This window comes from Variovorax sp. P2_H12 (assembly GCF_056403395.1).
On sequence record NZ_JBFUFO010000043.1, the window covers coordinates 23,218 to 49,560 of the forward strand.

The following is a 26,343-nucleotide window of genomic DNA, read 5'->3' on the forward strand; positions in this document are numbered from 1 at the left end:
GCGCGACTCAATGCAGCTTGAGGATCAGCACGTCGAGCTTCGCGCCGACACGCAGGATGATCTTGCGGATGATGTGGATCAGCGCCAGATGCTCGGTGTAGATCGCCCCCTCGCCCACCGCGCCCGCAGCGAAGAACTCGTTCCGGTGCTTCGGGTCGACCTCGAACCTGACACCGAAGCGGCCCGGCGGGATCGCGGCGGTTCCGGTCGTCGGCAGCTGCGTCGAGTTCACCTGCTGGCCCTGGGCCTGCGCCCAGATGATGGATTCGACCTTGGCCTTGAAGATGTGGCCGGGCCGGGTCTTCAGCGAGAACTCGGCTTCGTCTCCGGTCGCGACCTGGTGCAGCTCGTTCTGCTGGTAGAGCGCGACGACCTGGTACTTGTTCTCGACGAAAGTCATCGCCGGCGTGATCGGAAACGCCGTCGTCATCGAGCCGGGCCTCAGCTGCAGGTTGATCGCATGGCCGTCGGAGGGCGCGACGACGGTGGTCTGCGAGAGCTCCCACCTGGCGCTCTCGAGCTGCGCCTTGATCTGCGCAATCTCGGCCTGGTCGTCGTCGACGGTCGCCGACAGGCTGGCGCGCACCTGCGCCTCGCCGGCGATCGACGCCGCGAGCTGCGCCTGCAGTTCGAGCACGTTGGCTTGCGCCTGCTCGAGCGCGAAGCGATCGCCGGCGCCTGCCGCGACCAGCTGTCGGTTCTGCTCGACCCGCTTGCGCGCGAGTTCGAGCTGCGCCCGCACCGCGCCGGATTTCGAGATCGCGGCATCGAGTTCCGCGCGCATCTTGCGCGTCCCCCCCTGTGCATTCGCCAGCTGGGCCTCCAGCGCCTTGACCTGCAACCGGTAGGGCGTCGGGTCGATCCTGAACAGCACGTCGCCGCGCTTGATCGGTTGATTGGGCTCGACCGCCACCTCGATCACCTGCCCCTTCACCTGCGGCACGATGTTCACCACGTACTTGAAGACCCGCACGTCGGCGCTCGACGGTGCGTAGATGTTGAGCAGCATGATCAACAGCGACATCGCGACGACCGGGATGGTCACCACGATCACCATCGCGATGTTGTTCCAGGGCAGCCACTTGAACTTGAAGAAGATCAGCCAGACGAAGAAGGCATAGATGCCGAGCAGGATCGCTTCCATTACGCGGCGATCCCTTCGGACACTGCGGCAGCCTGGACCCTGCGTTGCTGCGCGGCCCGCAGGCGCTCGCGCACCAGCTTGAGTTCGGGCGTCAGCCCGCCGCGCTGCTCCAGCGTATTGAGTTCGTCATGAAGGTGATCCAGGTGCTCGTGTTCGAGCTCGTCCCGGTGGGCCCGCTCGCCGTGCTCGATGTAGAAGTCCTCGTGCTTCTCGGTGCCGAAGGCCATCTTGTAGCCGATGGGCCGCGTGTAGGCCCAGAGCCACGCGATCGGCCACAGCAGCCCGCCGAAGACGAGCGACAGCAGGCAGAGCGTATGGATCGCGGCCTTCTGCGGGTGATGGTTCTTCTCCGCGATCTTCTCGGGCATCACGTGCACGATCCAGAACAGCGCGATCACGAGGACCGGCACCAGCCCCAGGACGACATAGGACATGACGTCGGCCATCGTGTCGAGCGCTTCGCCCTCGAGAAACGAAGCGTGCGCAGGGAGGGCCCAGCCCGATGACAGCACCAGGACGGTGCTCAGACAGGTGCGTGGCGCAGCGCTGCGCGAGTCTCTGGAACATTCAAGAAGCGGATGCAAGTGCGATCTCCTGGTCGGGGGGGTAAATGTAACAAGAAGATCTTCATTTGCAACCGGAATGGGCTACAGATGTTTCGCTCATTTGGAAGCAACGAATCGGTAGTTCGGCCTGGGAAGGCACGCCCGCAGAATCGGCCACCTCGTGCAGCTTGGCACGGCTTTCCGTTTGGCTCCCCATGAATTTCCAACAGCTGCGCTCCGTGCGCGAGGCCGTGCGATGCGGTTTCAATCTGACCGAAGCGGCCCATGCGCTTCACACCTCGCAGCCCGGCGTCAGCCGGCAGATCCGCGAACTCGAGGACGAGCTCGGCCTCGCCCTGTTCGCCCGCGCCGGCAAGCGCCTGACCGGACTTACCGCGCCCGGCGATCACCTGCTGCCGATCATCGAGCGCGTGCTGCTCGAAAGCCACAACCTGCGCCAGGCGGGGCAGGAATTCCTCGCACAGGAGAGCGGCTCGCTGTCGATCGCGGCCACCCACTCGCAGGCACGCTACGCGCTGCCGGTCGCGGTGCAGGAGTTCCGCGGCAAGTTCCCCAACGTGCAGTTGCACCTGCGCCAGGGCTCGCCCAAGCAGGTGGCGCAGATGCTGCTCGAGGGCGAAGCCGACGTCGGCATCGCCACCGAGGCACTGGGCGACTACCCGCAGCTGGTCGCCCTGCCCTGCTACCGCTGGACCCACTCGGTGATCGCGCCGCCCGGGCATCCGCTGCTCGACGGCCCGCTCACGATCGAAGGGCTGGCGCGCTTTCCGCTGGTCACGTACGACAGCGGCTTCACCGGCCGCACCCGCATCGACGAGGCCTTCGCCCAGCGTGCGATCAAGCCCGATTTCGCCATCACGGCGATGGACGCCGACGTGATCAAGACCTATGTCGAACTCGGCATGGGCGTCGGCATCGTCGCCGGCATCGCCTTCGAGACCGAACGCGACACGCAGTTGAGCGCGATCGACGCCGGCCACCTGTTCGGCATCAACCTGACCAAGCTGGCGGTGCGCCGCGGCAACTACCTGCGCGCCTATGTCTACGCCTTCATCGAGTCCTTCGCGCCGACGCTGTCGCGCGCGGTGGTCGAGGAGGTGCTGGGCAACAGCGTCGCCGAGGACACCTCGCCGCTCGATGCGGCGCTCGCGCATTGAATCAAAAATCCACCTGGTTCAACGCCACTGCAGCAGCAGCGACCAGGGCTGGCGGCTCATGTGGCGGTCGACGCAGCCGGCCTGTTCGGCGCTGCAGCCCCCGGGCAGATAGCTCGGATCCAGCAGCTTCGTGCCGGGGGCGAAGGCCAGCCGGCGCAGGGTGACGGACTGCAGCACATTGCCGCCCACGGCGTCGAAGCCGGTGGCGTCCACCGCCACGACCGCGTCGCAGTGCATCGGCAGCGCGGCACTGCCGGCTTGGCGGCCGGCCAACGCTTCCCCGATCTTGTCGAAGGTGTCCAGGCCGGCGCCGGCACCGCGGGCCTGGCACACCAGGTCGCCGACACGCGGCGGCGTGCGCGTGATGTCGCAGGCGCGCATCGCGTAGGGCGTGGCCCGGCCTGCCGCTTCGTCGACGCCCGCCTGCCACGCGGCGCCTGCGTAGTCGGCATGCGCTTCGGAAAACAGGAACTCCTGCGCGCCGAGCCCGGCCTCGCGCGCGAGCCAGCTCACGAAGGCAGCGGACCAGGGCGTGTCGATCACGGCAACCCGGTCGATCGCGGTCCCGACGGCGCGCAGCTCGTGCGACGCCAGGCCCTGGTCGGGTCCGACGCCAAGGCCTTGCAGATGCGCGTCCGTGGCCTGGTTCAGCGCCTGCTTCAGCAGCGCCCGATCGGCCGGTCGCAGGGCGCCGAACCGAACGAGGTAGGGCAAGCGGCGGCGCTGCGGATCGACCGCCTGCCAGTAGCCAAGCACCCGCTGCCATGGCGCCCTGGCCAGGAGCGTGCCGCGGACGTCCTCGGCTTCCGAAAGCCCGGATTCGGTGAGCCGGCCCTCGGCGTCCATGGTCTGGCCACCGAAAGCCTGGTGCTCTCGCAGTGCCGCGGCGGCCAAGGCCAATGCGCGGGCCGGCGGCGCAGGCCGGGCGGCTGCGTCCAGACAGGCCGAGCTGGCCAATGCACCCTGCGGCGCCAGCAGGATCAGCGCGGAAACGACGAGTGGGGCGAAGAGCCGCCGCGGCGAACAGAAGGAGAGCATGCGAAGGCGAGCATAGCCCGGGCCCCTTCGCAGCTTCGCAGCTTCGCGATCGAACGATCGAGATCGTCGCCATGCGCCACCTGCCTGCCCCATCCCCGCCTGGGGGACAATAGGGAGGTTGGATCGCCAGCTGCCACATGGCCGCGCTGGCACTCCAGGATTGACGATGTTTCGCACAAACCCTGATTCCCTTCTCCCCACCGCCCCCTCCGACACCCCCGACATCGTTCACGGCCCCGACCGGGCCGACCTGCTTCGGCCCGAGATCCTCGCCGACCTGTTCGAGGCCACCGCCGAGCGGATTCCCGCCCAGACCGCGCTGATCTTCGGCGAGCGGACGCTGAGCTACGGAGAACTGGGTGCAGCGGCGGATCGGGCCGCGTCGAAGCTGATCGAAGCCGGCGTTCGTCCCGGCCGCATCGTGGGCTTGTGGCTGCCGCGAGGCATCGAACTTCTGATCATGCAGCTGGCCATCGCCAAGACCGGCGCCGCCTGGCTCCCGCTCGATGCCGATACGCCGGTCGAACGCATCGCTGTGTGCCTGGACGACGCCGATGCCGCCGGCCTCGTGAGTTGCGCGGCGCTTGCGCCCCGACTGGCGGCGGTCGGCCGTCCCATCTGGAGCGCAGAGGCGCTACTGGCCGACGACGCCCGCGGCCCCGCGCTGCACCGTCGCGAAGGTGCGCTGCCCGGCCACCCCGCCTACGTGATCTACACCTCGGGCTCCACCGGCAAGCCCAAGGGCATCGCGATCACCCAGCGCAGCATCTGCCACTTCCTGCGCAGCGAAAACGCCGTGCTGGGCGTGCGCCAGGACGACCGCGTCTACCAGGGCTTCTCGATCGCCTTCGACATGTCGTTCGAGGAGATCTGGCTCAGCTACCTGGTCGGTGCGACGCTGTGGATCGCGCCGAAGGCCATCGCATCCGACCCCGAAGCGTTGCCGAAGGCCCTGATCGAGCAGCGCATCAGCGTGCTGCACGCGGTGCCGACGCTGCTGGCCCTTTTCGATCGCGATGTGCCGGGGCTGCGCCTGATCAACCTCGGTGGCGAAATGTGCCCCGAGTCACTGGTTGCGCGCTGGGCGGCCGCCGGCCGGCGGGTGTTCAACAGCTATGGCCCGACCGAGGCGACCGTGTCGGCCAGCATGGCCGAGCTGCGCGCGGGCGAGACCGTGACCATCGGCCGGCCGTTGCCCAACTATGCGCTGCTGGTCATCGCGCCCGATGTCGAGCAGGGCCTCAGGCTGCTGCCGCGCGGCGAGGTCGGCGAACTGTGTATTGCCGGCCCTGGCGTCGCGTCGGGCTACCTCGGGCACCCCGACCTGACGGCCGAGAAGTTCCTGCGCAACCCCTGGTCGAGCGGCACGCACGACGATCGGCTCTACCGCACCGGCGATCTGGCGCGCATCGACGAGGACGGGCGCGTGCAATGCCTCGGGCGCACCGACGACCAGATCAAGATCCGTGGCTTTCGAGTCGAACTCGGCGAGATCGAGGCCGTGCTGGCGCAGCAGCCTGGTGTCGGCACTGCGGCCGTGGTGCTGCGCCAGGTCGAGGGTGTCGACCAGTTGATTGCCTTTCTGGTGGCCGAGAGCGCCACCGGCGTGTCGGCGTCTGCTCTGCGCTCGGCGCTCGGTGCGCGGCTGCCGCCCTACATGGTGCCCGGCCGCTTCGAGGTGCTGCCGCACATGCCGCGCCTGAGTTCCGGGAAGATCGATCGCAAGACGCTCAAGTCGAGGCCGCTGGCCGAGGCGAAGGGTCCGTCCGAAGGGTCGGATACACCGCAGACGCCGGCCGAAATCGCGTTGTTCGCGGCGCTGGCCGGACTCTTTCCCGGCCTCGCGATCCGGCGCACTTCGGACTTCTTCGACGAACTCGGCGGCCATTCGCTGTGGGCGGCGCGGCTCGCATCCTTGCTGCGTGCCGACCCCCGCTTCGCCCGGATCACGGTGCGCGACATCTATCAGCGCCGCACCGTGGGCGGCATCGCCGCCGCGTTGGACGCCTGCGGCGACCGGCAGACGACGCCTGTGCCCGATTGGACACCGCCATCGGCGTGGCGCCGCTGGCGCTGTGGGGTCGCGCAGGCCGCGGCGATCCCTGCACTGGTGGCCATCCGCATGATGCAGTGGCTGGCGCCGTTCTTTACCTACCACTTCTATACCGGCGGCGCAGGGGATTCGATCCTTCGTGCGGTCGCCATGTCGATGGTTGTGTTTCTGGCGGCGACACTGCTCGAGTTTGTGCTGGCGATCGCCGGCAAATGGCTGATCGCAGGCCGACTGGCGCCTGGCCGCTATCCGCTGTGGGGCTTCACCTATTTCCGCTGGTGGCTGGCCGACCGGCTGGTCGATGCGGCGCCCACCTACTTCATCAGCGGCTCCTCGCTGCACGCCTGGTGGCTGCGCGCGCTGGGCGCGCGCATCGGCAGGGACGTGAACATCGGTTCGATCAAGCTGCGCGCACCCGATCTGCTGACGGTCGGTGACGGTGCAAGCATCGGCAACGCGGTCAACTTCGAGAACGTGCGCGTGCAGCGCGGCGAGTTGCTCATCGGTCCCATCGAGATCGGCGCTGAGGCCCATATCGCTTCCTATGCCGTACTGGAAGGCAACACGCGGGTCGGAAACTGGGGCCATCTCGACGGCCAGTCGGCACTCAGCGACGGCCAGACGGTGCCGGCCGGGCGCATCTGGAGCGGCTCGCCGGCGCGCGACACGGGGGCCTTCGACGCCGCCTCGCTGCGGCCGCGCCCGCCGGTCAGCAAACGCCGGCTCGCCGGCGAAGGCCTGTTCTTCTTCTGCGGCGCCATGCTGGTCGCGGCGCTGTTCTTCCTGCCGGTCTTCCCGACCTTCATGCTGATCGATGTGCTGGACGACACCGAACGGTTCCCCTGGCTCGAAACCAGCGTCCCCGTGCTGCAGCTGTTCAAGTATTTCGTGCTGGCGCTGCCTGCGGGCGCGGTGATGATCGTGCTCACGGCCCTGATCTCCGCGGGCATCCGCTGGAGCGTGCTGCCGCGGCTCAAGAGCGGAAGCTGGCCCGTGCACAGCAATGTCTACTGCGGCAAATGGCTGGTCAACCAGATCCAGGAATCGAGCCTGCAGGTGCTGCATGGCGTCTACGCCACGCTGTTCGCGCCCATGTGGTACCGGTTGCTGGGGGCCAAGGTAGGCCGCAACGCAGAGATATCGACCGCGCTCGGCGTGGTGCCCGACATGCTCACGCTCGGCGACGACACCTTCATCGCCGATGCGGTGCTCCTGGGCGACGAAGAGATCGATGGCGGCTGGATGACGATGCGGCCCACCGTCATTTCGCGTCGCAGCTTCGTCGGCAACGGCGCCTACCTTCCCGATGGCACCACCTTGCCCGAGAACGTGCTGATCGGCGTGCTCGGGCGCGCGCCCGATCCGGCGGCGCTGCGCAGCGGAGACACCTGGGTCGGCTCACCCGCCGTGCGGCTGCCGGCGCGAGAAACCGTGACCGGCCACCCCGCGTCGCTGACCTTCAACCCATCGCCGATGCGCCGGCTGGGGCGTGCCGTGGTCGAGGCCTTCCGCATCGTCGCCCCGCATGCGATGGTGATCGCCGCGGGCTACAGCATCGTGCTGGCGGTGATGCCCTCGGCGGCCGCCGAGCAGTGGGGCGCGGTGGCCTGGGACCTGACCGTCGACGGCCTGCTCTTCGGCCTCTCGACCTTCGTGTTCGTGGCGCTCTTCAAGTGGATCTTCCTGCGCCGCTACCGCCCGCTCGCCGTGCCGATGTGGACGCCCTTCGTCTGGCTCTCCGAGGCGGCGACGAACCTGTACGAGGGCATCGCGGTGCCCAACTTCATGCACTATCTGCGTGGCACGCCCTGGCTGCCGATCGCCTTCAATCTGCTGGGCGCGCACATCGGCCGCGGCGTGCACCTGGACACCACCGACCTCACCGAATTCGATTGCGTGCACATCGGCGACTACAGCGAACTCAACGCGCAATGCTGTCCCCAGACCCACCTGTTCGAGGACCGGGTCATGAAGATCCATGAAGTGAACATCGGCAAGCGGGTGAGCATCGGGCCGCGCAGCATCGTGCTCTACGGCGCGACGGTGAACGACGGGGCGCAGCTTGGGGCCCTGACGCTGGTGATGAAGGGCGAGAGCATTCCGGCGGCTTCGCGCTGGAGCGGGAATCCCGCAGCGCCGGCCTGATCCTGGCCGGCTCGGGCCCATGCTGTCCGGCTCAAGCGGCACGCGGCCAGATGCGAAGCGCGAGTGCACCAAGCGCCGAAGCAGCAGAGAGTGCCGTGACCGCCATCCAGCCCCATTGAGCGAGCAACAGCGCTCCGATGGCAGAACCTGCGGCCATACCGATGAACATGCCCGTAAACAGCACCGCATTGAGCCTGCTGCGTGCGCCGGGATCGATGCTGTAGACGATGGTCTGGTGCGCAATCAGCGCAGCCTGGATGCCGAGATCGAAACCGATGGCGCTGGCAACCAGGAGCCAGAGCTGCGCACTCGGCGTCATGAACGGCGCGAGCGCCATGGCACTGAACGAGACGACGACCAGTCCCGCACCGAGCCGCGCCACGAGTTCGGGACCGCTGCGATCCGCCAGGCGACCGGCAATCGGTGCAATGAGCGCCCCGGCCGCGCCGGCAAGACCGAAGGCCCCCGCCGCTGCCGCACCGAGGTGGAAGGGCTCGCCATGCAGCATGACTGCCAGGGTCGACCAGAAGGCGCTGAAGCCAACGGACAGCAGCCCCTGCGACCATGTGGCGCGCCGCAGCGACCCATGTCGCTTCCACAGCTTGGCGAGCGACCCCAGCAGCGCGCCATACGACAGGTGGGTCGTCGCCTTGAAGCGCGGCAGGTTGCGCCATGCCAAGGCGCCGATGAGGGCGATGCTTGCGGCGGCGGCGATGAACATCGCTCGCCAGCCCCAATGCTCCGCGACGAAGCCGCTCACAACGCGCGACAGCAAGATGCCGAGCAGCAAGCCCGTCATCACCGTGCCCACCACCTTGCCCCGATGGGTTTCGGGCGCGAGGGTTGCAGCGGCAGGAACGATGTCTTGCGCCATGGTGGCGGACAGACCGATGACCAGACTGGCGACAAGAAGGGTTGCGATCGACGGTGCGGCGGCGGCGAGCAACAGCGCCGCGCACAAGACCGCAGCCTTGGCGAGGATGATGCGGCGCCGGTCGTACCGATCGCCGAGGGGCGCCAGGAACAAGATGCCCATGGCGTAGCCGAACTGCGTCAGCGTCGGAACCAGCCCGACCGACCGGGCGGAAGCGCCGATTTCAGGCCCGAGAACGCCAAGCATCGGCTGGCTGTAATAGAGCGATGCCACCGCCAGGCCCGCGCCACCCGCCAGCAACAGGATGAGTGGCGTCCTCAAGGTCGGGGCGGCCGGAACGCTCGGCGAAGCGCCATCGGACGCCTGGGTCGAATACGCGGATTGAATATGAGACATAGTGTTAACCCTAGAAATCACAACGAGCGCGAAGTGTGATCCTCAGGGCATCGCGACGGAAGTAGCGTGACGCGCAAAATGGATATACGCTCCACGCATAAAGCCAAAACGCCATGTCATCTGCACGACCCCTGTCGAATACGCCCGGCAACGCCGATCGCCTGGCGTTGTTGCAGACCTTCGTGCATATCGTGGAGGCGGGAAGTCTGTCTGCGGCTGCGGTGCAGATGGGCGCGACGCAGCCCACCGTGAGCCGCCGGCTCCAGGTTCTCGAGCGTTTCCTGGGCCTTCGGCTCCTGCGCCGCTCCACCCACGCCATGAAGCTCACCGAGGACGGCGAACGCTGCTTCGAGCGCGCCAAGGAGATCCTTGCGAACTGGCAGGCCTTCGATGCGGATCTGCGTGGCGTGGAAAACGAGCCCGAAGGCACCCTGCGCGTCGTGGCGCCGCATGCGTTCGGGCAGGAGTTGCTGGTCGGCCCGCTGGCCGACTACCTGCGCAACCATCCCGGGGTGTCGGTGGAATGGCTGCTGCACGACCGTCGGCCGGACTTCGTGGCGGAAGGCATCGATTGCGCGATTCATGTCGGTGAAGTCAGCGATCCGTCGGTCGTTGCGCAAAAGCTGTCCGAGGTGCCGCGCATTGCCGTCGCGGCCCCTTCGGTGATCGCAGGAAAAGCAACGCCCACCCACGCCGCGATGCTGGCCGAGCTGCCCTGGCTCGCTCTTCGCACGTACTACCGGACGGACATCCTGCTGACGCATGCTCCGAGTGGCGAGGCTCTCCGTCTGCCGATCAGGCCACGCATGAGCACCGACAGCCTCTATGCGTTGCGCAGTGCCGCGTTGCTGGGCCTGGGCGTCTGCGTTGGCTCCAGTTGGCTGTTTGTCGAAGACCTTGCGCAAGGCAGACTGGTTCAGCTCGTGCCCGATTGGCAGGCGTCGCCGCTGCCGGTGTATCTGACCTATCCACACGCGCGCTTCTATCCGGCCAAGCTGCGGCGATTCCTGGAAACGATGCGCACTGCCGTCCCGGCCGCGATGCGCGCCAGTTGAGCGATATGGCGCAGGACGATTCTCCATTTGTGTGGCGCAACGGGTCGTGCAATCGGATAGAACGAGCCCCAAGGCTCAGTTGCCGACTTGCATCCTGCGGCGCCAATTGCCAGGCGGCGTGCCAGTGGACTGGGTAAAGACGCGCGTGAAGTGACTTTGATCAGCAAAGCCGCACGCCGCGGCGACGTCGGCGAGCGGGCGCTCAAATTCCATCAGGAGCGTGCGTGCACGCTCCAGCCGTTGGGCGATCAACCACTGATGCGGCGTCTGGCCTGTGGTCTCGCGAAAAGCATGGATGAAATAGCTGCGCGAAAGATCGCATGCGCCCGCAATCTCGGCGATCGACATGCTGGCGTCGATCTTGCTGCGCAGCATTTCCTTCGCCCGCGCCTCTTGTGAACGAGAAAGCAGCCGCTTCCTCCTGGGGTCTGCCGTGGGGGCGCCACCGTACTTTTCGAGCAGGTAGGTCTCCATGGCGATGCTCATCTGTTCGACGAACAACATGCTCGCTTCGGCAGGCCGGTCCAGCGCCGGTGTCAGCGCCCGGGCGAGGTTGGCCAGCACTTCGTCCTTGACGCCTGTGACGGGTGCGAGCCCGCTGACGCGGACGCCGCTCCTTTCCTCGATCGCGCGCTCGATCGCGGTATGCGAAACCTCGAGCAGCACGAAGTCGAAGGAACTCTTCAGATCGGCGCGATAGCGATCGGTGAAATCACGGATGTAGATGGAACCCGAGTCGAAGTCATGGCTTGAGGCATGGTGCTCATGAAGAATTCGTCTCCGGTGGCCATCGCGCAGCGAAATCCCGACAAGGACGCCGCGTCCGGTTGCCGGCGTTTCCACGTAGTGAAGCTTGCTACCGTCGGTCGTCTTGCGATAGACCTTGACGCCGCCCACCGAGAGCTCCTGATCTCTTTGAAGCTGGTTGGACACGCAACCCAGCGTGTCCTTCGGAGCCGCCGAAAGGTCGAGCAAGGATGGAGGGGCATTCATTGGCTGGAAAGAGTTCGCTCTCGCCGCAAGGCATCTGCTTTCGATGCAGATGAGTTCGCAGAACAGGAGTTGAAGATACTGAACACCCGATTGGCTGCTCGACGCCGAACGACGGATAGCAGTCTTGTGCGGATTCTTGAACGCATGTGATGACGCAAGCATCGTGCGCGCCGATGCGGTCGACAAGGGTTCCAAATGCAGCACAAACCGTACATAACACCCTCACGGAGTTGGGTATCGCCGCAGCCGGCGATGTTTTCGTCGCCGTCAAATTGCCTTGAAAGAGGCTTCAATGAGCGCGTTGCCACACCCGAATCCGCTTCTCACGCCCGATCCAGCCACCGAGCACATCTCGGACCAAGCTCGGCCACGGTGACCATCGTCGAATTCGGCGACTTTGAATGCCCTGCCTGTCGCCAGGCTTACCCGGCCGTGCAGTCAGATCCCAAGCTGCGCAGCGACGCCCTGTCCCAACGAGTCGTCGACGAGCCGGAAGTGTGCAATCTGGCGCCGCTGAATGGCTTCGGGCACAGGGGTCATCGCCGCTGCGATGTTCTCGAACAGCCGCTGCCGCTGGCCATTGTCCATGCCCCGGTACATGGCGGCCGCCTGCGCATAGTCGCCGAGTCCCTGACGATCGTCGAATCGCTTCGCGTCCCCGCTCAGCGGCAACGCCGGCTCCGCGAGCTGGCGGTCGGGACGCGGCCCGCCAAACGAATTCGGCTCATAGTAGGCGTCGGTCCGGGCCGGTACGTCCAGACGCATCGCGCCATCTGCGTGATAGGTGTGCACGGGGACCCTGGGATGATTCACGGGCAGCGCCCCGTGGTGCGTGCCGATCCGGTAGCGCTGCGCATCGGCGTAGGCGAGCAGCCGCCCCTGCAGCATCTTGTCGGGCGAGAAGCAGATCCCGGGCACGATGTTGGCCGGGTTGAATGCCGCTTGCTCCACTTGCGCGAAGTAGTTGTCCGGGTTGGCATCGAGTTCCAGCGTGCCGAGTTCCATGAGCGGAAATTCCTGTTGCGACCAGACTTTCGTCGCGTCGAACGGGTTGAACGGCATCCCGGCCGCTTGCTCTTCGCTCATCACTTGCACCTTCAGTGACCAGCGCGGATGCTCAGCGCGCTCGATCGCTTCGAACAGATCGCGTTGCGCGCTTTCCCGATCGTCGGCGATCACCTCGCGGGCCTCGGGGTCCGTCAGATGGCGGATGCCCTGCTGCGTCTTGAAGTGGAATTTGACCCACACCCGTTCGTTGGACGCATTGATGAGGCCGAAGGCGTGCACGCCATAGCCGTGCATGTGGCGAAAGCTCCACGGCAGGCCGCGATCGGAGAACAGCATGACGATCTGGTGCATGCTCTCGGGGGAAAGCGACCAGAAGTCCCAGATCGCCGTCGGTGATCTCAAGTGGCTGACCGGATGGCGCTTCAAGGCCCGAACCAGATCAGGAAACTTCTGCGGGTCGCGAATGCAAGCCACAGGCAGGTTGCTGCCGATCAAATCCCAGTTTCCCTCTTCCGTATAGGCCTTGAGAGCGAAGCCGCGCACGTCGCGCTCCGCGTCGGCGGAGCCTCGCTCGCCGGTCAGCCCGGAGAAGCGGACGAGCACCGGCGTGCGCTGGCCGGGCTGAAGAACCCGGGCCCTGGTGTGGCGCGAAAGATCGCCCGTGATGTGCAGCGTGCCGAAGGCGGCGGCGCCCTTTGCATGGAGCACCCTCTCCGGGATGCGCTCGCGCGCCAGATAGGCCAGTTTTTCGACCATTTGGTAGTCCTGGATCAGGATCGGTCCGCGAGGACCGGCAGTGATCGAGTGCTGGCTGTCCGCGACCGGCGCACCGCCGGCCGTGGTCAGCGTGGGCGGCCTGCTTTCTGTTGGCATGGGCGAACTCTCGAGTCGAAAATCTCGGGCGATATTGGACCGCCCCGGCTCGCTTGTCTTGAACAAGAGTCGCCCGGGTTGAATATTGGGCCATGACAGCGTCCGAATGTGCAAGGAGGCTGACAACCCGACAAGACCGAAAACGCCCAAGGCGCATCATGAAGCCCTGCGCGCAAAAGCGCGCCCCATCACACGAAGGCGCTCCCATGAAACCGTCTCTTCCTTTGCTCATGAGCCTCAACGGGGGCTTTGTGGACACCGCCGGATTTCTGGCGCTCCAGGGCCTGTTCACCGCCCATGTCACAGGGAACTTCGTCACCATTGGCGCGGCGCTGGTGCACGGCACTTCGGGTGCGCTGACCAAGCTCCTGGCCCTGCCGGTGTTCTGCGCCGTCGTCATCTTGACGCGAACGCTGAGCTACAGACTGCCCGACTTCGGCCTGCCGGTCTTGCGAACGATGCTGGTCTTCAAGACACTGCTGCTCGCCGCAGGCGCTGCCATCGCCGTGCGTTTCGGTCCTTTCAGCGACGGCGACAGCGGGCTCGCGATGCTCACGGGGATGGCGCTGGTGTCGGCGATGGCCATCCAGAACGCCGCACACCGGATTCATCTGGCGAGCGCCCCACCGACCACCCTGATGACCGGCACAACCACCCAGATCATGATCGACCTCACCGACATGCTGCGAGGGCTGCCATCGCAAGACGCCGACCCCGCACGCGCCCGGCTTCTGCGAATGTCGGCCAGCGTCGCCGTGTTCGCAGCAGGCTGCGCAGCTGCCGCCCTCACCTACATGTGGCTGGATGTCTGGTGCTTCGTGATTCCACCCGTGCTGGCCGCGTGCGCCGTCGCTCTTCAACACAACACGCGTGAGGGCGAGTCGGCAGGACCGACCGTCGTTGCCCGCTGAAGGGCCAGGCGCACTACCTGTAGAGCCATCGCGCCACCAGCCGCGTGTATCTCGGCATGATGACGTACACCATCAGGGCAACGATCACCGCCGATGCGATGAAGTGCTCGCCGAAGTAGTTCGACGTCGGGAGCACAACATCGAACAGCCGGCTCAACATGGCCGGGACCAGCATGGTCAACGGGTAGATCACCGACAGCGTCAGCAGGAATTGCTTGTAGCGCTTGGCTGGCTTCTGGCCCGCCGGCGGCCTGAACCAGAATTCCAGGCCACTGCGCGTTTCCACCCGTTCGTCGGCGTCGAGGAATGCGGCAGCCTCATCGATCAGTTGCCGGCGGGCATCGGACGCGAACCAGTCTTGCGCATGCGCCAGCGAATCGAAACGAATGGTGATCGTGTATTGCAGGGTCCCTGCTGCCGGATGGATGACATTGACACCGCGATGCCCGGGAAATCGGGCGGCGATCGGCATCACTTTCCTCAGCCATTGCTCGTATTGCGCAATGGCCTCCGGCTTGACGGTCTGCTGGATGACGGCGGTGACGGTGTCCGGCCGTGGTGGTTCGCGCCCGGCGATTTCGTCCAGCGTCGCGGTCCGCAATTCGGGGTGACGATCCTCGGCGACCATGAACGCCGCCTTTCAAACGCCGAGAAGCGTCCGGCCTTCATCGGCCCGCAGATCGTGCGTCTCGGGAAGTCCCTGCATGCAGGCAGCGAAGACGGGGCACTTCGGAATGACCCGCAGGCCGCGTTCACGCGCGGAGGCCAGAGGGTTGTCGCGAACGGAAGTGAAAGAAGACTTGGCCATGGTCTAGTGCAGATGCTGCCGGCGCCACCTCGCCCGCGGCAGCGTCACACGGTTGAAGTCAAGCCCACGGGGTGACAATGCCGAAGCGCCGATTGCCGGCAGATCGCTCCTGGCATTGTTTCCGAATCGATGAATCAGGTGGGCGCATATGGCGATGGCCAAGTGCTCGAGGACGGCCGGGCTCGAGAATCGCGAATTGCTGAACAGGGGCAGGATCGCCGCGCCCAGCTGCCCCATCACCGGGTCGACCAGACCTGGGAGGCACGAAAGCTCGCTCACGCGAGCGACGCCGGCGGCGTCCGCTACCGCGTCCACCAGCGCATGCGGGACGTAGAACTCGAGCGCGTCCAGCGGGCTGCCCAGGTAGGTGGCCACCTCGTCACGCAAATCGACGATGCTGATGGCACCGCGCGAGTAGCTCCGAACCACCGCGGGCCGGCCGCGCACCCAGAGTTCATGATGGCGCATCCCGACGAGGTGCAGCGTCACGGCAAAGGCGTCTTCCGCTGGAATCTCCAGCTTCATGCCGAGCTGATCGGACGTGCAGGTGATGCGTGTCACCGCAAACGGCGCGTTCAATGCAGGCAGCATGACAAGCGCAGGCGCTGACGGCAACTCGAAATACCGTCCCAGGCGATCGCCGAAGGCACCGTCGGAAAATGAAGCAGGAAGAGTCATCGCGAAAGATTTGCAGATACGGTGGTCGCTCGACCGGTCCGGTGGTCAGTCCTGTCGCACGGATTCGAAGAGAAACCAGGTGCGGCGCTCGGCTTCATCGATCCAGTTCTCCAGGACGCTCGCGGTGGCGACGTCGCCATGCTCATCGCACAGCGAGTGCGTCGCACGCATGAAGCCGGCGAGGCGCTGGTTGTCTTCGCGCAGCTCGGCCAGCATTCCGATCGGCGTCACAAAGTCCGCGTCGTTGTCCGAGAGACGTTGCAATCGCGAGGCATGGCCCGTCGAACGCAGCGTGGTCCCGCCAAGTTTGCGGACGCGTTCGGCGATGGGATCGACCGTGGCGAATATCTGGTCGGCCTGCTCGTCCAGCAACAGGTGATAGTCGCGAAACGACGGGCCCGACATGTGCCAGTGAAAGTTCTTCGTCTTGAAGTAGAGCGCGAGAGTGTCCGCCAGCAGGACATTCAGCCCCGCAGAGACATCGCGTATCGCGTCCGCGGTCAGATCGTTCGGGGTGTGGAGCGGAGCGAGGCGTCGTTTCTTGAGGGTCTTCGAATCGGCCATGGTTTTTCCTTCAGGAGTGGACGGGGCTAGAGGGCGAGAAAGTGGTGCACCGCAGGCCTTTCGGGCCCGATGTGGAAGCGAATCGCTTCGCCTTGCAGGTCTGCATCGGCGTTGGACACGCGGTGGTGCTGACGCAGATGTTCCGCCCACGATTCGACGAGGAACCACTCCATGACCCGCTCAGGGTCCGCCGTGTGCTCGTGGAGGCCCCAGGCGTAGGCACCGTCGCGGCGGCGCTCCAGGGACAGGCGCTTCATCGCCCCCAGGAACGCAGGACGATCGTCCTTGCGGATGCGGTACTCGACCTGGATCATCACCGGCCCGCGGTCGTGCGCGACGGGCTCGGCGAGCAGCGGTTCGGGCCAGTGGTTCGACGCCTGCAGATCGGACTCGCCCGCAGGCAGGCGGATCCTGTGAAAGGCAACGCCAACGACCAGCAGCCCGACGGCACCCGCCACCAGCGTGGCCGGCACGCCGATCTGCTGCGCGATCAGGCCCCAGCCCAGGCTCCCGGCCGCCATGGCACCGTTGAAGACGGTCAGATAGACCGCCAGCCCCCGCCCGCGCACCCAGTTCGGCAGGATGGCCTGCGCCACGCCGTTGAGCGTGGTCAGCGCGACGATCCAGCCCAGGCCCAGCAGCATCAGCAACAGCACGGCCAGCCACTTCGGCGGTGCGAACACCAGACTGGCCATGACGGCGGCAACGAGCACGGAAGCCAGCAGGACCATTCCGTCCGCGTCGAGGCGTAGGCGCAGGCGCGGCATGACCAGGGCGCCGGCAATGGCGCCCGCGCCCACGGCGCCCAGCAGGACGCCGTAGAAGCCGGCCGTGCCGCCGAGCATCTGGCGCGCCACCAGCGGCAGCAAGGCCCAGACCGAACTGGCGAACAGGAAGAACACGGCCGCGCGCAGCAGCACCACATGCAGTTCCTTGCTGGCGCGTGTGTAGCGAAGTCCGGCGCGGAAGGCGCCGAGGAAATTTTCCGACAGGCCGGTGTCGGCCACTGCGGGGCGCTTCCACCACAGCAGCGCAGCAATCACGAACGCATAGCTCAGCACATCGGCTCCGTAGGTGACCGCAGCGCCGAAGCTCGCCAGAACCAGCCCGCCCGCCGCCGGGCCGATCGAGCGCGCGATGTTGATGCCGAGCGAATTCAGCGCCACCGCATTCTTCAGGTCGGCGCGCGGCACGAGCTCCGGCACGATCGACTGCCAGGTCGGCCCCATCAGCGCTGCGCCGATGCCACCGGCAAAGGTCAGCGCAATCAGGTACTCGACGGTCAGCGCGCCTGTGCGCGACAGCACCAGCAGCGTGCAGCTGACGCTGGCCAGAAGGAGTTGCACAGCGATCAGGAATCGGCGGCGATCGAGGACGTCGGAGAGCACCCCGGCCGGGATGGCGAGCAGGAAGACCGGCAGCGTCGCCGCCGTCTGGATCAGCGCCACGGCGGTCGGACTGGCGGACAGGTCCGTCACCAGCCACGAACTCGCCACATCGCGCATGAAGCTGCCGATGTTTCCCAGCACCGTGGCCGCCCACAGCACGGCGAACACGGGCTGGCGCAGCGGCGCGAAGCCGCCTCGAGCGGACTCAGCCACGCGCGCGCTCCTGCAGGTCATGCCAAGCGACCAGCAGAAAGCCGCCGACCAGGCCGAGGTGCTCGAAGAACGAGTTGGCCGCCGCGAATCGCCCGGGTTGCGGCATCTCCCAGAAGCGCAATGCAACGAAAGTGGCGAGCAACGTGAAGCCGGCCAGCGCCAGCGCACCCAGCCAACGGTAGTAGCCCGCAAGGATGAGCGCCGAGGCCCCCAGTTCCAGCACGATGACCGCCATGGCCCAAGGTGCGGCCGGCGACAGGCCGAAGTGGTTCATCTCGGCGATCGCCGATCCGAAGTCCACCGCCTTGTTGAAGCCGCCCTGCAGATAGGCGGCGCACAACAGCAGCAAGGTGATCCAGCGCAAGGCCGGTCCGGGCTGCCAGCGCATCAGACCGCCCAGCACGCGCAACCGAGCGCGCCCCAGAAACTCTTGAGGTCGGCAATGGGCAGCTTGCTGCTCCAGGCCGTGGCGTGCTGGTGGCCGTGCACGTTGCAGTTGTTCGCGCAGGCGCAGTCCGCCGCCATGCGGCGCAGTGTCGTTTGCAGCGGCCGTCCGTCCTTCTCGCCCCAACCGGCGTAGCCGCCGAATGTGCGCACCGGCGACCAATCGGGCATGGCCGGCGGCGGCACGCTGTCGTCCTGCGACGCGAAGGGGCCGGCCCCATAGACCACCTTGCCACCGACCAGGGTGAGCAAGGACGTGGTGTCCGCGATTTCCGATTCGGGGCACGCGAAGAAGTCGCGGTCCGGCACGATCAGGTCGGCGAACTGGCCTACCGCGATCTGCCCCTTTCTGCCCTCCTCGTTGGAGAACCAGGTGACCTTCTCGGTCCACATGCGCAGCGCTGCCTCGCGGTCGAGCAAATTGCGCTGCGGCGTGATCTGCAGGCCGCCCACGGTCATGCCGGTGACCAGCCACGACAGCGATACCCACGGGTTGTAGGAGGCCACGCGGGTCCCATCGGTGCCCGCGGAGACCTTCACGCCCTTCTCCAGCATCCGCTTGACCGGCGGCGTCGCCTCGGCCGCCGCGGCCCCGTAGCGTTCGACGAAGTACTCGCCCTGGTAGGCCATGCGGTGCTGCACCGCCACGCCGCCGCCCAGCGCGGCGATGCGGTCGATCGACTTCTCCGAGATGGTCTCGGCATGATCGAAGAACCAGTTCAGGCCCGCCAGCGGGATGTCTTCGTTCACCTTCTCGAAGACATCGAGCGCGCGGGTGATGGTCTCGTCGTAGGTGGCATGCATGCGCCAGGGCCAGCGATTCTGCGCCAGGATGCGCACCACCTCCTCCAGCTCGCCCTCCATCTCCGGCGCCATGTCGGGGCGCGGCTGGCGGAAGTCCTCGAAGTCAGCGGCCGAGAACACCAGCATCTCGCCCGCGCCGTTGTGACGGAAGTAGTCGTCGCCCTGCTTGTACTTCGAGCTCGCCGTCCATTTCAGGAAGTCCTGCTTCTCCTGCTTGGCCTTCTGGGTGAACAGGTTGTAGGCCAGGCGGATGGTGAGCTGGCCGGCATCGGCGAGCTGCTGGATGACCTGGTAGTCCTCGGGGTAGTTCTGGAAGCCGCCGCCGGCGTCGATGGCGCCCGTCACGCCCAGGCGGTTGAGCTCGCGCATGAAGTGTCGCGTGGAGTTGAGCTGGTACTCGACCGGCAGCTTCGGCCCCTTGGCGAGGGTGGCATAGAGGATCGCCGCGTTGGGCTTGGCCAGCAGCAGGCCGGTGGGGTTGCCATTGGAGTCGCGGGAGATTTCGCCGCCGGGCGGTGCGGGCGTGTCCTTCGTGTAGCCCACGGCGCGCAGGGCGGCGCCGTTGAGCAGCGCGCGGTCGTACAAGTGCAGCAGAAACACCGGCGTGTCGGGCGCCACGGCGTTCAGCTCGGCGATGGTCGGCAGCCGCTTTTCCGCGAACTGGTGCTCGGTGAAGCCGCCCACCACGCGCACCCACTGGGGGGCCGGCGTGACGGCCACCTGGCGCTTGAGCATGTCCATCGCGTCGGCGAGGCTCCGCACACCATCCCAGCGCAGCTCGAGGTTGTAGTTGAGGCCGCCGCGGATGATGTGCAGGTGGTTGTCGATGAGACCGGGCAGCGCCGCCTTTCCCAGCAGGTTGATGACCCGAGTGTGGCCTCCGGCCAGGGGCAGGATGTCCTCGTCGCGACCCACATGGATGAAGCGACCGTCCCTGATTGCGACCGCGCTGGCGATCGGATGGGCGCGGTCCAACGTCGTGAAGCGGCCATGGTGCAAGATAAGTTCCGGGGCTTGGGAATCGACCACGTCGGGTGTCCTTGAAGAGCGTTGCTGCGCCAGGCTGGGCGCAGCGAGAGCGGCGCCCAGCGCGCCGAGAAAGTGCCGGCGGCGCTGAAGATCGAAGTCGGCGGTCATGCGTCATGTACCCCGGAGCGGTCCGGCTCGGACGCGGCGAGCTTCGGTTTCGCGCACTGCGGCAGTTCGCCGAACATGTGCGGCTTCACCTGCTCGTGCAACCACGAGGTGGCCGCCGGGCCTTGATCGAACAGCCGCTTGACCAGCGGCGGCAACTGTTCGCCAGCGAGGATGCCCAGCAAGCCGACGAGCGCGATGATCGGCGGCGCCGGCGAACGCACACTGAAGAGCGCGTAGATGACACCGACCAGCACGCCGAGCGCGAGTGATACGACGTACGGCTTCATCGCATGCCCCGCTCAGCCTTCGTGAGCGCCGAACATGGTCTTGGCGTAGGTGATGCCCAGGCCATACGCACCGGCGAACTTCCTGGCGATACCCGTCGTCATCTCGTAGGTTTCGGTGCGGGCCCAGTCGCGCTGCAGCTCGAGCAAGTACTGCACCGAGGTCATCGGCCGTGCACCGGCTTGCACCATGCGGTCCATGGCGCGATCGTGCGCCTCGGGCGAGACGTCACCGCAGGCGTCGGAGATCACGTAGACCTCGAAGCCCTGGTCCAGTGCCGACAGCGCCGGGCCAACGATGCACACGCCGGTCCACAGGCCGCACATTACCAGGCGGCTCTTGCCGATCCGGTTGACTTCCTGGATCACGGCAGCGTCTTCCCAAGTGTTCATGGAGGTGCGGTCCAGCGTCTTCTGCTCGGGGAAGGCCGCCTTGATCTCGTCGAACATCGGGCCCGAGAAGCTCTTCTCGGCCACCGTCGTCAGGATGGTGGAGGCCCCGAAGCCGGCGGCCGCGTGCGCGACCAGAGCCGCGTTGTTGCGCAGGTTGACGGCGTCGATCGAATGCGTCGCAAAGGCCATCTGCGACTGGAAGTCGATCATGATCAGGGTGTGGTCCTTGGGCGTGAGAAGCAGGGCGCCGGGGGTCGGGGTGGCTTTGATGGTCATGGGAGGACTCCTGGTTGCGAAGGGAAACAGAGGGGTGACGTTCGATGTGAATCCTCGTTTCGGCGTGGATTCATGTCTTGTCGATTAGTGAGGATCTTTTGGATATTCGGCGTTTCGGAAGGCCGCGGATGCCTTCAGAACGAGGGCAGTTCATTCGGCCGCAGGTCGAACACCAGCAGCTCGGCGCCGTCGCCGTGCGCCAGGTCAAGCCGCTGTTCGTCGCGCACGCGTGCGCCGTCGCCCTCGGACAGGCGTTTGCCATTGACCTCGACGCTGCCGCGCGCCACGTGAACGTAGGCATAGCGGTCGGGGCCGAGCGCCAGCGAGGCGGCTTCTTGACCATTGAACAGGCCCGCGTAGACGCGGACATCCTGATGCACGGCGAGCGAGCGATCGGTGCCATCGGGCGAAATGATCAGGCGCAGCCGTCCGCGCTTTTCTGCCGGCGCGAAGTGCACTTGCTGATACCGCGGCGCAACACCCTTGGCATTCGGCAGGATCCAGATCTGCAGGAAATGCAGCGAGTCCGAGGACGACGAATTGAACTCGCTGTGCCGCACGCCGGTGCCGGCGCTCATCATCTGCACGTCCCCGGGACGGATGATCGAACCCGTGCCCATCGAGTCCTTGTGCTCGAGCGCGCCGTCGAGCACGTACGAGAAAATCTCCATGTCGCGGTGCGGGTGCGTGTCGAAGCCGCGACCTGCATGCACGCGGTCGTCATTGATCACCAGCAGGTCCGAAAAGCCTTCTTGTGCTGGATCGTGGTAGTGACCGAAAGAGAAGGTATGGCGCGACTTCAGCCAGCCGAAGTCTGCGATTCCCCGGTCGTTGGCGCTGCGAACTTCCAACATGCTTCATTCCTCATTTATTTAATGAATTCGATTGAATTCACAATGGACCTCGAAGAGAATTCCCAAGGCGAGGCCGAATCTTATTTTGTCCGATGAGGCCTTTTTGCGAAGCTTTTCGCCACTAACAATCGATTTTTTCGATCATTCAGCTGCAAGGACCCGCAGGTGCTCAAACTCAGCCTGGAAGCCATCGAGGTCGTGGACGCCATCGCGCGCCATGGCTCCTTCACCGCCGCCGCCACTCACCTGCACAAGGTGCCCTCCACCATCTCGTACGCCGTGGGCAAGCTGGAGGAGCAGCTCGGCATGCTGCTGTTCGAGCGCAACGGACCGCGCGTGTCTCTCACCGCCGCGGGCGAGGAGATGCTCAAGGAAGGGCGCTGGCTGCTCGACGCCGCGAGCGACCTGGAATCCCGCATGCGGCAGATCGCCACGGGCTTCGAGTCGGAGCTGCGGCTCGTGCACGATTCGCTGATCCCGACGCAGGCGCTCATTGACGACGTCCGAGCCTTCGAAGCGCTGCGTTGCGGGACGCGGCTGCGCATCGGCTGCGAGGCACTGACGGGAAGCTGGGAGGCGTTGCGCGAGGGGCGCGCCGATGTCGTCATCGCCGCGGGCGAAGGGCCGGCCGGCGGCGGCTACCAGGCGGTCACCGTGGGCAGTCTCGAGTTCGTGTTCTGCGTGGCGCCGACGCATCCGCTGACCCGGCTGGATCGCCCGCTTCAACGCGGCGACCTGCTGGGGCACAACGCCATCGTGGTCGGCGACAGCGCCCGCACGCTGTCGGACCGCACCATCGGCCTGCTCGCAGGCCAGCAACGCATCACGGTGCCGTCGATGGCGGCGAAGATCGCCTGCCAGGCGGCGGGCCTGGGGCACGGATTCCTGCCCAGAGCCTGCATCCAGGGCGAGCTGGCGCGCGGCACGCTGGTGGAACTTCCCACCGAGGAGCCTCGTCCGCCCGAAGCCTTCTGGCTGGCCTGGAAGACGGGCGCCGACGGCCGGGCCCTTCAATGGTGGGCGAAGCAGCTGAACAGGCCGCTCGTCCCTGCACTGCTGCCGCGCTCGGTCTGGATGCCGTGATCCAGCGGCGCCGTGCCCCGATCAGGTCCGGCTGCGACGCCAGCGGGCCGGCGATGTGCCCGTGCGCGCCACGAACACACGCGTCAAGTGGCTCTGATCGGCAAAGCCGCAGGCCGCGGCGATCTGCGCGATCGAGAGATCGGGTTCGCCGAGCAGGCGCTGCGCCGAATCCACGCGCTGGCTCACCAGCCAGGCGTGCGGCGCCTGGCCTGTGGTCTGCTTGAAAGCCTTGCTGAAATGACTGCGCGAAAGCGCACACTCGCGCGCAAGATCGGTCAGCGACACATCGCCGGCGAGGTGCTCCATCAGGAACGCCTTCGCGCGGCGCTCCTGCCAGGGTGCCAGCCCCCTTGAACGCAGGGGCGCGGCACGCCGCACGCCGCCGTAGACATGAATGACGTGGGCCTTCAATGCGAGGGCCACATGGTCGATGAACAGCGTGCTGGATTCCTCTGGGGACATCAACGCAGGCAGCATGGCCCTTGCCAGATTTGCAATCACCGGATCCACGGTACCGGCATCGCAACGCAGCATGTCGACGCGCGGCACCTCCATCTCCTCGGCGAACGAATCGATGGTCGCCCGGGGCATGTGAAACAGCATGGAGTGAAACGGGCTACAGACGTAGGCGGAGGCGCACTCCGACAGATCGGCGATGTGGAACGCTCCCTCTTGCTGCAAGCCCAACTGGAGGGAAGCACCGCCCCTGACAATGCGCCGACTGCCTCCCGAACTGATCTCGACGCTCAGCAGGAACGCGTCTTCGGCCGGCAATGGTGCCAGCACGAAGAGATGCGGGAGTTCATGGTGCATTCGCGCGACACCGAGCTCGGTGCCCCAGCGCGAGGTGGTAACGAGCGACGGGACGGCGTCGACACCGTACTGCCGCGCCAGGCGCTGGCCGAACCAGCAGTCGGAGCGATGATGAGTTGCCATGGTCTGGTGGAATGCGATGCGACGATGGTAACCAGGGGAGGTCGGCAGGACATGATCTGCAGACCTTCTCCTACAGCGGCTTCAACTTTTGCAGCAGGCAGGGTCTCGTTGGTGAGATAGGGAACGCCCGAGTTCCTCGCCCACTCCGGGACCACGGGCCTGCAACCGACGTTCAAGAAGATGCGCGGTGCGCCTAGCATAGAACCGCCGATGCGCCTCCGCTCGACCAATACCGTGCGGTGGCCAGCCTGCGCCAGGCGGACGGCCAGGGATGGACCGGCTTGGCCCGCGCCCACGACGATGGCGTCCCACTGCCTAGTCTGCGTCGTTCTCGCCCCCTACGCCTTGAAGAAGGCAAGCAGATCGGGATTGATCTGTTCGGGGTTCGTCGCGCACATCCCGTGCGGATAGCCGGGATAGACCTTCAATTGGGCATTCTTGACGATCTTGGCGCTCATCAAACCTGAATCGGCAATGGGCACGATCTGATCGTCATCGCCGTGCATGACCAGGGTCGGCACATCGATCTTCTTCAGGTCATCGGTGAAGTCGGTCTCCGAGAAAGCCTTGACGCCCTCGTAGTGGGCCTGGATGGAGCCCATCATGCCCTGCAGCCACCAGTGTTCACGGATGCCCTCCGAGATCTTCGCGCCTGGACGGTTGAAGCCGTAGAAAGGCAGCGTCAGGTCCTTGTAGAACTGCGGCCGGTTGGATGCGACCGCCGCGCGAATGCCGTCGAACACCTCGATCGGGAGACCGCCCGGATTGCCCTGCGTCTTCACCATCAGCGGCGGCACGGCGCTGACCAGCACGGCTTTCGCCACCCGCTGGCTGCCGTGGCGGCCGATGTACCGAGCGACCTCTCCGCCGCCGGTCGAGTGGCCGACGTGAATGGCGTGCTGCAGGTTCAATGCCTCGGTCAGCGCCGCAAGGTCGTCGGCGTAGTGGTCCATGTCATGGCCGGTGGCCGTCTGGCTGGAGCGGCCGTGGCCGCGGCGATCATGCGCGATGACACGGTAGCCATGCTGCAGGAAGTACAGCATCTGACCGTCCCAATCGTCGGCGCTGAGCGGCCAACCGTGCGAGAAGACGATCGGCTGGCCCTTGCCCCAGTCCTTGTAATAGATCTGCGTGCCGTCTTTGGTGGTGATGAAGCTCATGGCCTGGTTTCCTTTCGGTCCTGCTGGTGGTTGATGAATCGCGATGTCCATCGTGCAGCGTGCAAAGCTCGACGTATTGACGATTTGTCATGCGGTTTGCAGATTCGGCAGCGACCGCACGCTGCTTCTGCGTCGCTCAATGAGCACCAGGGGCCCGGCGAACCGGAATCCGCGCAGTGAGCCCGGCCGCGCACTCTGCAAATCAGCGAGAGGTCCGGGCCAGCTACGATCGGGCCCATGGCGATCTCCGCGTTCGCAGTCGAGGTTCCCGCAGCCGAGCCGCTCGTCGCCGATCTGCGCGCGCAGTTCGATGCCACTGCGAAGCTGGGCGTTCCGGCACACATCACGCCGGCCGTGCTCGGCCGGGCGCAGCGGTCGCGTCCCGGCCTTCTACTTTTCGCTGGACGCGGTCGCGCGCTTTCCCGCGACTGCGTACCTGGTGCCGGAACCGGCCGGCCCCTTCGTCGCCCTGACCGAGGCGCTGGTGCACGCCTTCCCGGACTTCCTGCCCTATGGGGGCGCCCATGAGGGTGGCGTCGTTCCGCACCTGACGGTCGCCCACGGCAATGTCGCCCAGGCCAATGCGGCAACAGCCGAACTGCAGCGTCGCCTGAGCGCCCTCGATGTCCCGGTCGAAGTCGTGTGCGACGCGGTCGTGCTGCTGGAGAACTCGACCGGACGCTGGACGGAGATGCACGTCTTTCACTTGCGGCAGTAGGTACCCACGCGATCGGCCATGACGGAAACCTCCTGACCAGGGCCTGGACAGGCCCTAGCTTGCGCCGTCTTCGACCGTGTCGGGCGGTTCGCGTCTCGGCAGCGTGACCGTGAATTCTGCCCCGCCGTCCGATGCGTTGGCCGCCGCGATCTCGCCGCCGTGCGCGCTCACCACCGCCTTGCAGATCGCCAGCCCGAGCCCGACGCCCGGCGTGGCGGACTCGGCCTGGCCGCGGGTGAATTTGTCGAACAGCTGCTGCTCGTGGCCCCGCATGGCGTTCGGCAGGCCGGGGCCGTGGTCGCGCACCGTGAGCACCAGGCTCCTCGGCGTGACGCGCGCGCCGACCACGATCGGCGCCGCCCCGTACTTGGCGGCGTTCTCGAGCAGGTT

At 66.2% G+C, this 26,343-nt stretch carries 26 protein-coding genes and 1 pseudogene; 7 read left to right on the plus strand and 20 right to left on the minus strand.

Features of this window, described 5'->3' with window-relative positions:
- Positions 1-7 precede the first annotated feature (7 nt).
- Together AC1DYK_RS28625 and AC1DYK_RS28630 are read right to left on the minus strand one after the other, a co-directional pair.
- Complete coding sequence (locus tag AC1DYK_RS28625; RefSeq protein ID WP_478169380.1) at positions 8-1,144, minus strand: HlyD family secretion protein; 1,137 nt, start codon at positions 1,142-1,144, stop codon at positions 8-10.
- A complete protein-coding gene (locus AC1DYK_RS28630; RefSeq protein ID WP_478169381.1) occupies positions 1,144-1,728 on the minus strand; it encodes a DUF3302 domain-containing protein in 585 nt (194 codons plus the stop codon). Before AC1DYK_RS28630 ends, AC1DYK_RS28625 begins: the two co-directional genes overlap by 1 nt.
- Before the next feature lie 176 nt (positions 1,729-1,904).
- On the opposite strand from AC1DYK_RS28630, the gene AC1DYK_RS28635 reads away from it, so the two are divergent.
- Entirely contained in the window at positions 1,905-2,867 is a 963-nt protein-coding gene (locus AC1DYK_RS28635) for a CysB family HTH-type transcriptional regulator (protein ID WP_478169382.1), read from the plus strand.
- A gap of 18 nt (positions 2,868-2,885) precedes the next feature.
- Here the strand turns inward: AC1DYK_RS28635 and AC1DYK_RS28640 are convergent, their stop codons facing one another.
- Positions 2,886-3,905, minus strand: coding sequence for a DUF2272 domain-containing protein (locus AC1DYK_RS28640; RefSeq protein WP_478169383.1), 1,020 nt, complete (start codon positions 3,903-3,905; stop codon positions 2,886-2,888).
- Between the two features lie 166 nt (positions 3,906-4,071).
- Here AC1DYK_RS28640 and AC1DYK_RS28645 point away from each other — a divergent pair, with 166 nt between their 5' ends.
- Complete coding sequence (locus AC1DYK_RS28645) at positions 4,072-8,103, plus strand: Pls/PosA family non-ribosomal peptide synthetase (protein WP_478169384.1); 4,032 nt, start codon at positions 4,072-4,074, stop codon at positions 8,101-8,103.
- A gap of 31 nt (positions 8,104-8,134) precedes the next feature.
- Here the strand turns inward: AC1DYK_RS28645 and AC1DYK_RS28650 are convergent, their stop codons facing one another.
- Positions 8,135-9,373, minus strand: a complete 1,239-nt coding sequence (locus AC1DYK_RS28650) for an MFS transporter (RefSeq protein ID WP_478169385.1) — start codon at positions 9,371-9,373, stop codon at positions 8,135-8,137.
- Between the two features lie 113 nt (positions 9,374-9,486).
- Here AC1DYK_RS28650 and AC1DYK_RS28655 point away from each other — a divergent pair, with 113 nt between their 5' ends.
- Complete coding sequence (locus tag AC1DYK_RS28655; protein ID WP_478169386.1) at positions 9,487-10,428, plus strand: LysR family transcriptional regulator; 942 nt, start codon at positions 9,487-9,489, stop codon at positions 10,426-10,428.
- Positions 10,429-10,503: 75 nt separating this feature from the next.
- Here AC1DYK_RS28655 and AC1DYK_RS28660 read toward each other — a convergent pair whose 3' ends face one another.
- The gene (locus tag AC1DYK_RS28660; RefSeq protein ID WP_478169387.1) at positions 10,504-11,607 is read right to left on the minus strand and encodes a helix-turn-helix domain-containing protein; all 1,104 of its coding nucleotides are present in this window, start codon (positions 11,605-11,607) and stop codon (positions 10,504-10,506) included.
- A gap of 66 nt (positions 11,608-11,673) precedes the next feature.
- On the opposite strand from AC1DYK_RS28660, the pseudogene AC1DYK_RS28665 reads away from it, so the two are divergent.
- Positions 11,674-11,844: pseudogene (locus AC1DYK_RS28665) on the plus strand (thioredoxin domain-containing protein); the annotation flags it as partial.
- Positions 11,845-11,859: 15 nt separating this feature from the next.
- Here AC1DYK_RS28665 and AC1DYK_RS28670 read toward each other — a convergent pair.
- The gene (locus AC1DYK_RS28670; RefSeq protein ID WP_478169388.1) at positions 11,860-13,302 is read right to left on the minus strand and encodes a catalase; all 1,443 of its coding nucleotides are present in this window, start codon (positions 13,300-13,302) and stop codon (positions 11,860-11,862) included.
- Positions 13,303-13,508: 206 nt separating this feature from the next.
- Between AC1DYK_RS28670 and AC1DYK_RS28675 the strand changes: the two genes are divergently transcribed.
- Positions 13,509-14,213, plus strand: coding sequence for a YoaK family protein (locus tag AC1DYK_RS28675; protein WP_478169402.1), 705 nt, complete (start codon positions 13,509-13,511; stop codon positions 14,211-14,213).
- Positions 14,214-14,226: 13 nt separating this feature from the next.
- Here AC1DYK_RS28675 and AC1DYK_RS28680 read toward each other — a convergent pair whose 3' ends face one another.
- The 10 genes from AC1DYK_RS28680 to AC1DYK_RS28725 all read right to left on the minus strand — a co-directional run bounded on the left by AC1DYK_RS28680 (position 14,227) and on the right by AC1DYK_RS28725 (position 22,056).
- On the minus strand, positions 14,227-14,841 hold the full coding sequence (locus tag AC1DYK_RS28680) for an antibiotic biosynthesis monooxygenase (RefSeq protein ID WP_478169389.1): 615 nt from the start codon (positions 14,839-14,841) through the stop codon (positions 14,227-14,229).
- A 12-nt stretch (positions 14,842-14,853) separates the two neighbouring features.
- Positions 14,854-15,021, minus strand: a complete 168-nt coding sequence (locus AC1DYK_RS28685; protein WP_478169390.1) for a hypothetical protein — start codon at positions 15,019-15,021, stop codon at positions 14,854-14,856.
- Positions 15,022-15,024: 3 nt separating this feature from the next.
- Positions 15,025-15,699, minus strand: a complete 675-nt coding sequence (locus AC1DYK_RS28690; protein ID WP_478169391.1) for an AraC family transcriptional regulator — start codon at positions 15,697-15,699, stop codon at positions 15,025-15,027.
- A gap of 45 nt (positions 15,700-15,744) precedes the next feature.
- Positions 15,745-16,263 (minus strand): Dps family protein, encoded by a 519-nt coding sequence (locus tag AC1DYK_RS28695; protein ID WP_478090463.1) that lies wholly within the window; start codon positions 16,261-16,263, stop codon positions 15,745-15,747.
- A gap of 26 nt (positions 16,264-16,289) precedes the next feature.
- Complete coding sequence (locus AC1DYK_RS28700) at positions 16,290-17,885, minus strand: MFS transporter (protein WP_478169392.1); 1,596 nt, start codon at positions 17,883-17,885, stop codon at positions 16,290-16,292.
- A complete protein-coding gene (locus AC1DYK_RS28705) occupies positions 17,857-18,252 on the minus strand; it encodes a DoxX family protein (RefSeq protein ID WP_478090461.1) in 396 nt (131 codons plus the stop codon). The genes AC1DYK_RS28700 and AC1DYK_RS28705 overlap by 29 nt, the downstream gene beginning before the upstream one ends.
- A complete protein-coding gene (locus AC1DYK_RS28710) occupies positions 18,252-20,249 on the minus strand; it encodes an amidohydrolase (protein ID WP_478169393.1) in 1,998 nt (665 codons plus the stop codon). The genes AC1DYK_RS28705 and AC1DYK_RS28710 overlap by 1 nt, the downstream gene beginning before the upstream one ends.
- The gene (locus AC1DYK_RS28715) at positions 20,246-20,536 is read right to left on the minus strand and encodes a XapX domain-containing protein (RefSeq protein ID WP_478169394.1); all 291 of its coding nucleotides are present in this window, start codon (positions 20,534-20,536) and stop codon (positions 20,246-20,248) included. The genes AC1DYK_RS28710 and AC1DYK_RS28715 overlap by 4 nt, the downstream gene beginning before the upstream one ends.
- 12 nt (positions 20,537-20,548) lie before the next feature.
- Positions 20,549-21,202, minus strand: a complete 654-nt coding sequence (locus tag AC1DYK_RS28720) for a hydrolase (RefSeq protein ID WP_478169395.1) — start codon at positions 21,200-21,202, stop codon at positions 20,549-20,551.
- 134 nt (positions 21,203-21,336) lie between these two features.
- Positions 21,337-22,056 carry a pirin family protein gene (locus AC1DYK_RS28725; protein WP_478169396.1) on the minus strand — a complete coding sequence of 240 codons (720 nt, stop codon included), beginning with the start codon at positions 22,054-22,056 and terminating at the stop codon, positions 21,337-21,339.
- A 165-nt stretch (positions 22,057-22,221) separates the two neighbouring features.
- On the opposite strand from AC1DYK_RS28725, the gene AC1DYK_RS28730 reads away from it, so the two are divergent.
- The gene (locus tag AC1DYK_RS28730) at positions 22,222-23,139 is read left to right on the plus strand and encodes a LysR family transcriptional regulator (protein ID WP_478090456.1); all 918 of its coding nucleotides are present in this window, start codon (positions 22,222-22,224) and stop codon (positions 23,137-23,139) included.
- Between the two features lie 21 nt (positions 23,140-23,160).
- Here AC1DYK_RS28730 and AC1DYK_RS28735 read toward each other — a convergent pair whose 3' ends face one another.
- The 3 genes from AC1DYK_RS28735 to AC1DYK_RS28745 are packed head-to-tail and all read right to left on the minus strand — an operon-like array spanning position 23,161 to position 25,235.
- Positions 23,161-23,952 (minus strand): helix-turn-helix domain-containing protein, encoded by a 792-nt coding sequence (locus AC1DYK_RS28735; RefSeq protein ID WP_478169397.1) that lies wholly within the window; start codon positions 23,950-23,952, stop codon positions 23,161-23,163.
- Complete coding sequence (locus AC1DYK_RS28740) at positions 23,886-24,371, minus strand: hypothetical protein (protein WP_478169398.1); 486 nt, start codon at positions 24,369-24,371, stop codon at positions 23,886-23,888. Before AC1DYK_RS28740 ends, AC1DYK_RS28735 begins: the two co-directional genes overlap by 67 nt.
- Before the next feature lie 42 nt (positions 24,372-24,413).
- Positions 24,414-25,235, minus strand: coding sequence for an alpha/beta fold hydrolase (locus tag AC1DYK_RS28745; protein WP_478169399.1), 822 nt, complete (start codon positions 25,233-25,235; stop codon positions 24,414-24,416).
- Between the two features lie 310 nt (positions 25,236-25,545).
- Here AC1DYK_RS28745 and AC1DYK_RS28750 point away from each other — a divergent pair, with 310 nt between their 5' ends.
- Positions 25,546-25,953 carry a 2'-5' RNA ligase family protein gene (locus AC1DYK_RS28750; protein WP_478169400.1) on the plus strand — a complete coding sequence of 136 codons (408 nt, stop codon included), beginning with the start codon at positions 25,546-25,548 and terminating at the stop codon, positions 25,951-25,953.
- Between the two features lie 54 nt (positions 25,954-26,007).
- Here the strand turns inward: AC1DYK_RS28750 and AC1DYK_RS28755 are convergent.
- Positions 26,008-26,343, minus strand: a 336-nt coding sequence (locus AC1DYK_RS28755; RefSeq protein WP_478169401.1) for an ATP-binding protein, incomplete at its 5' end; no start/stop codon positions are given.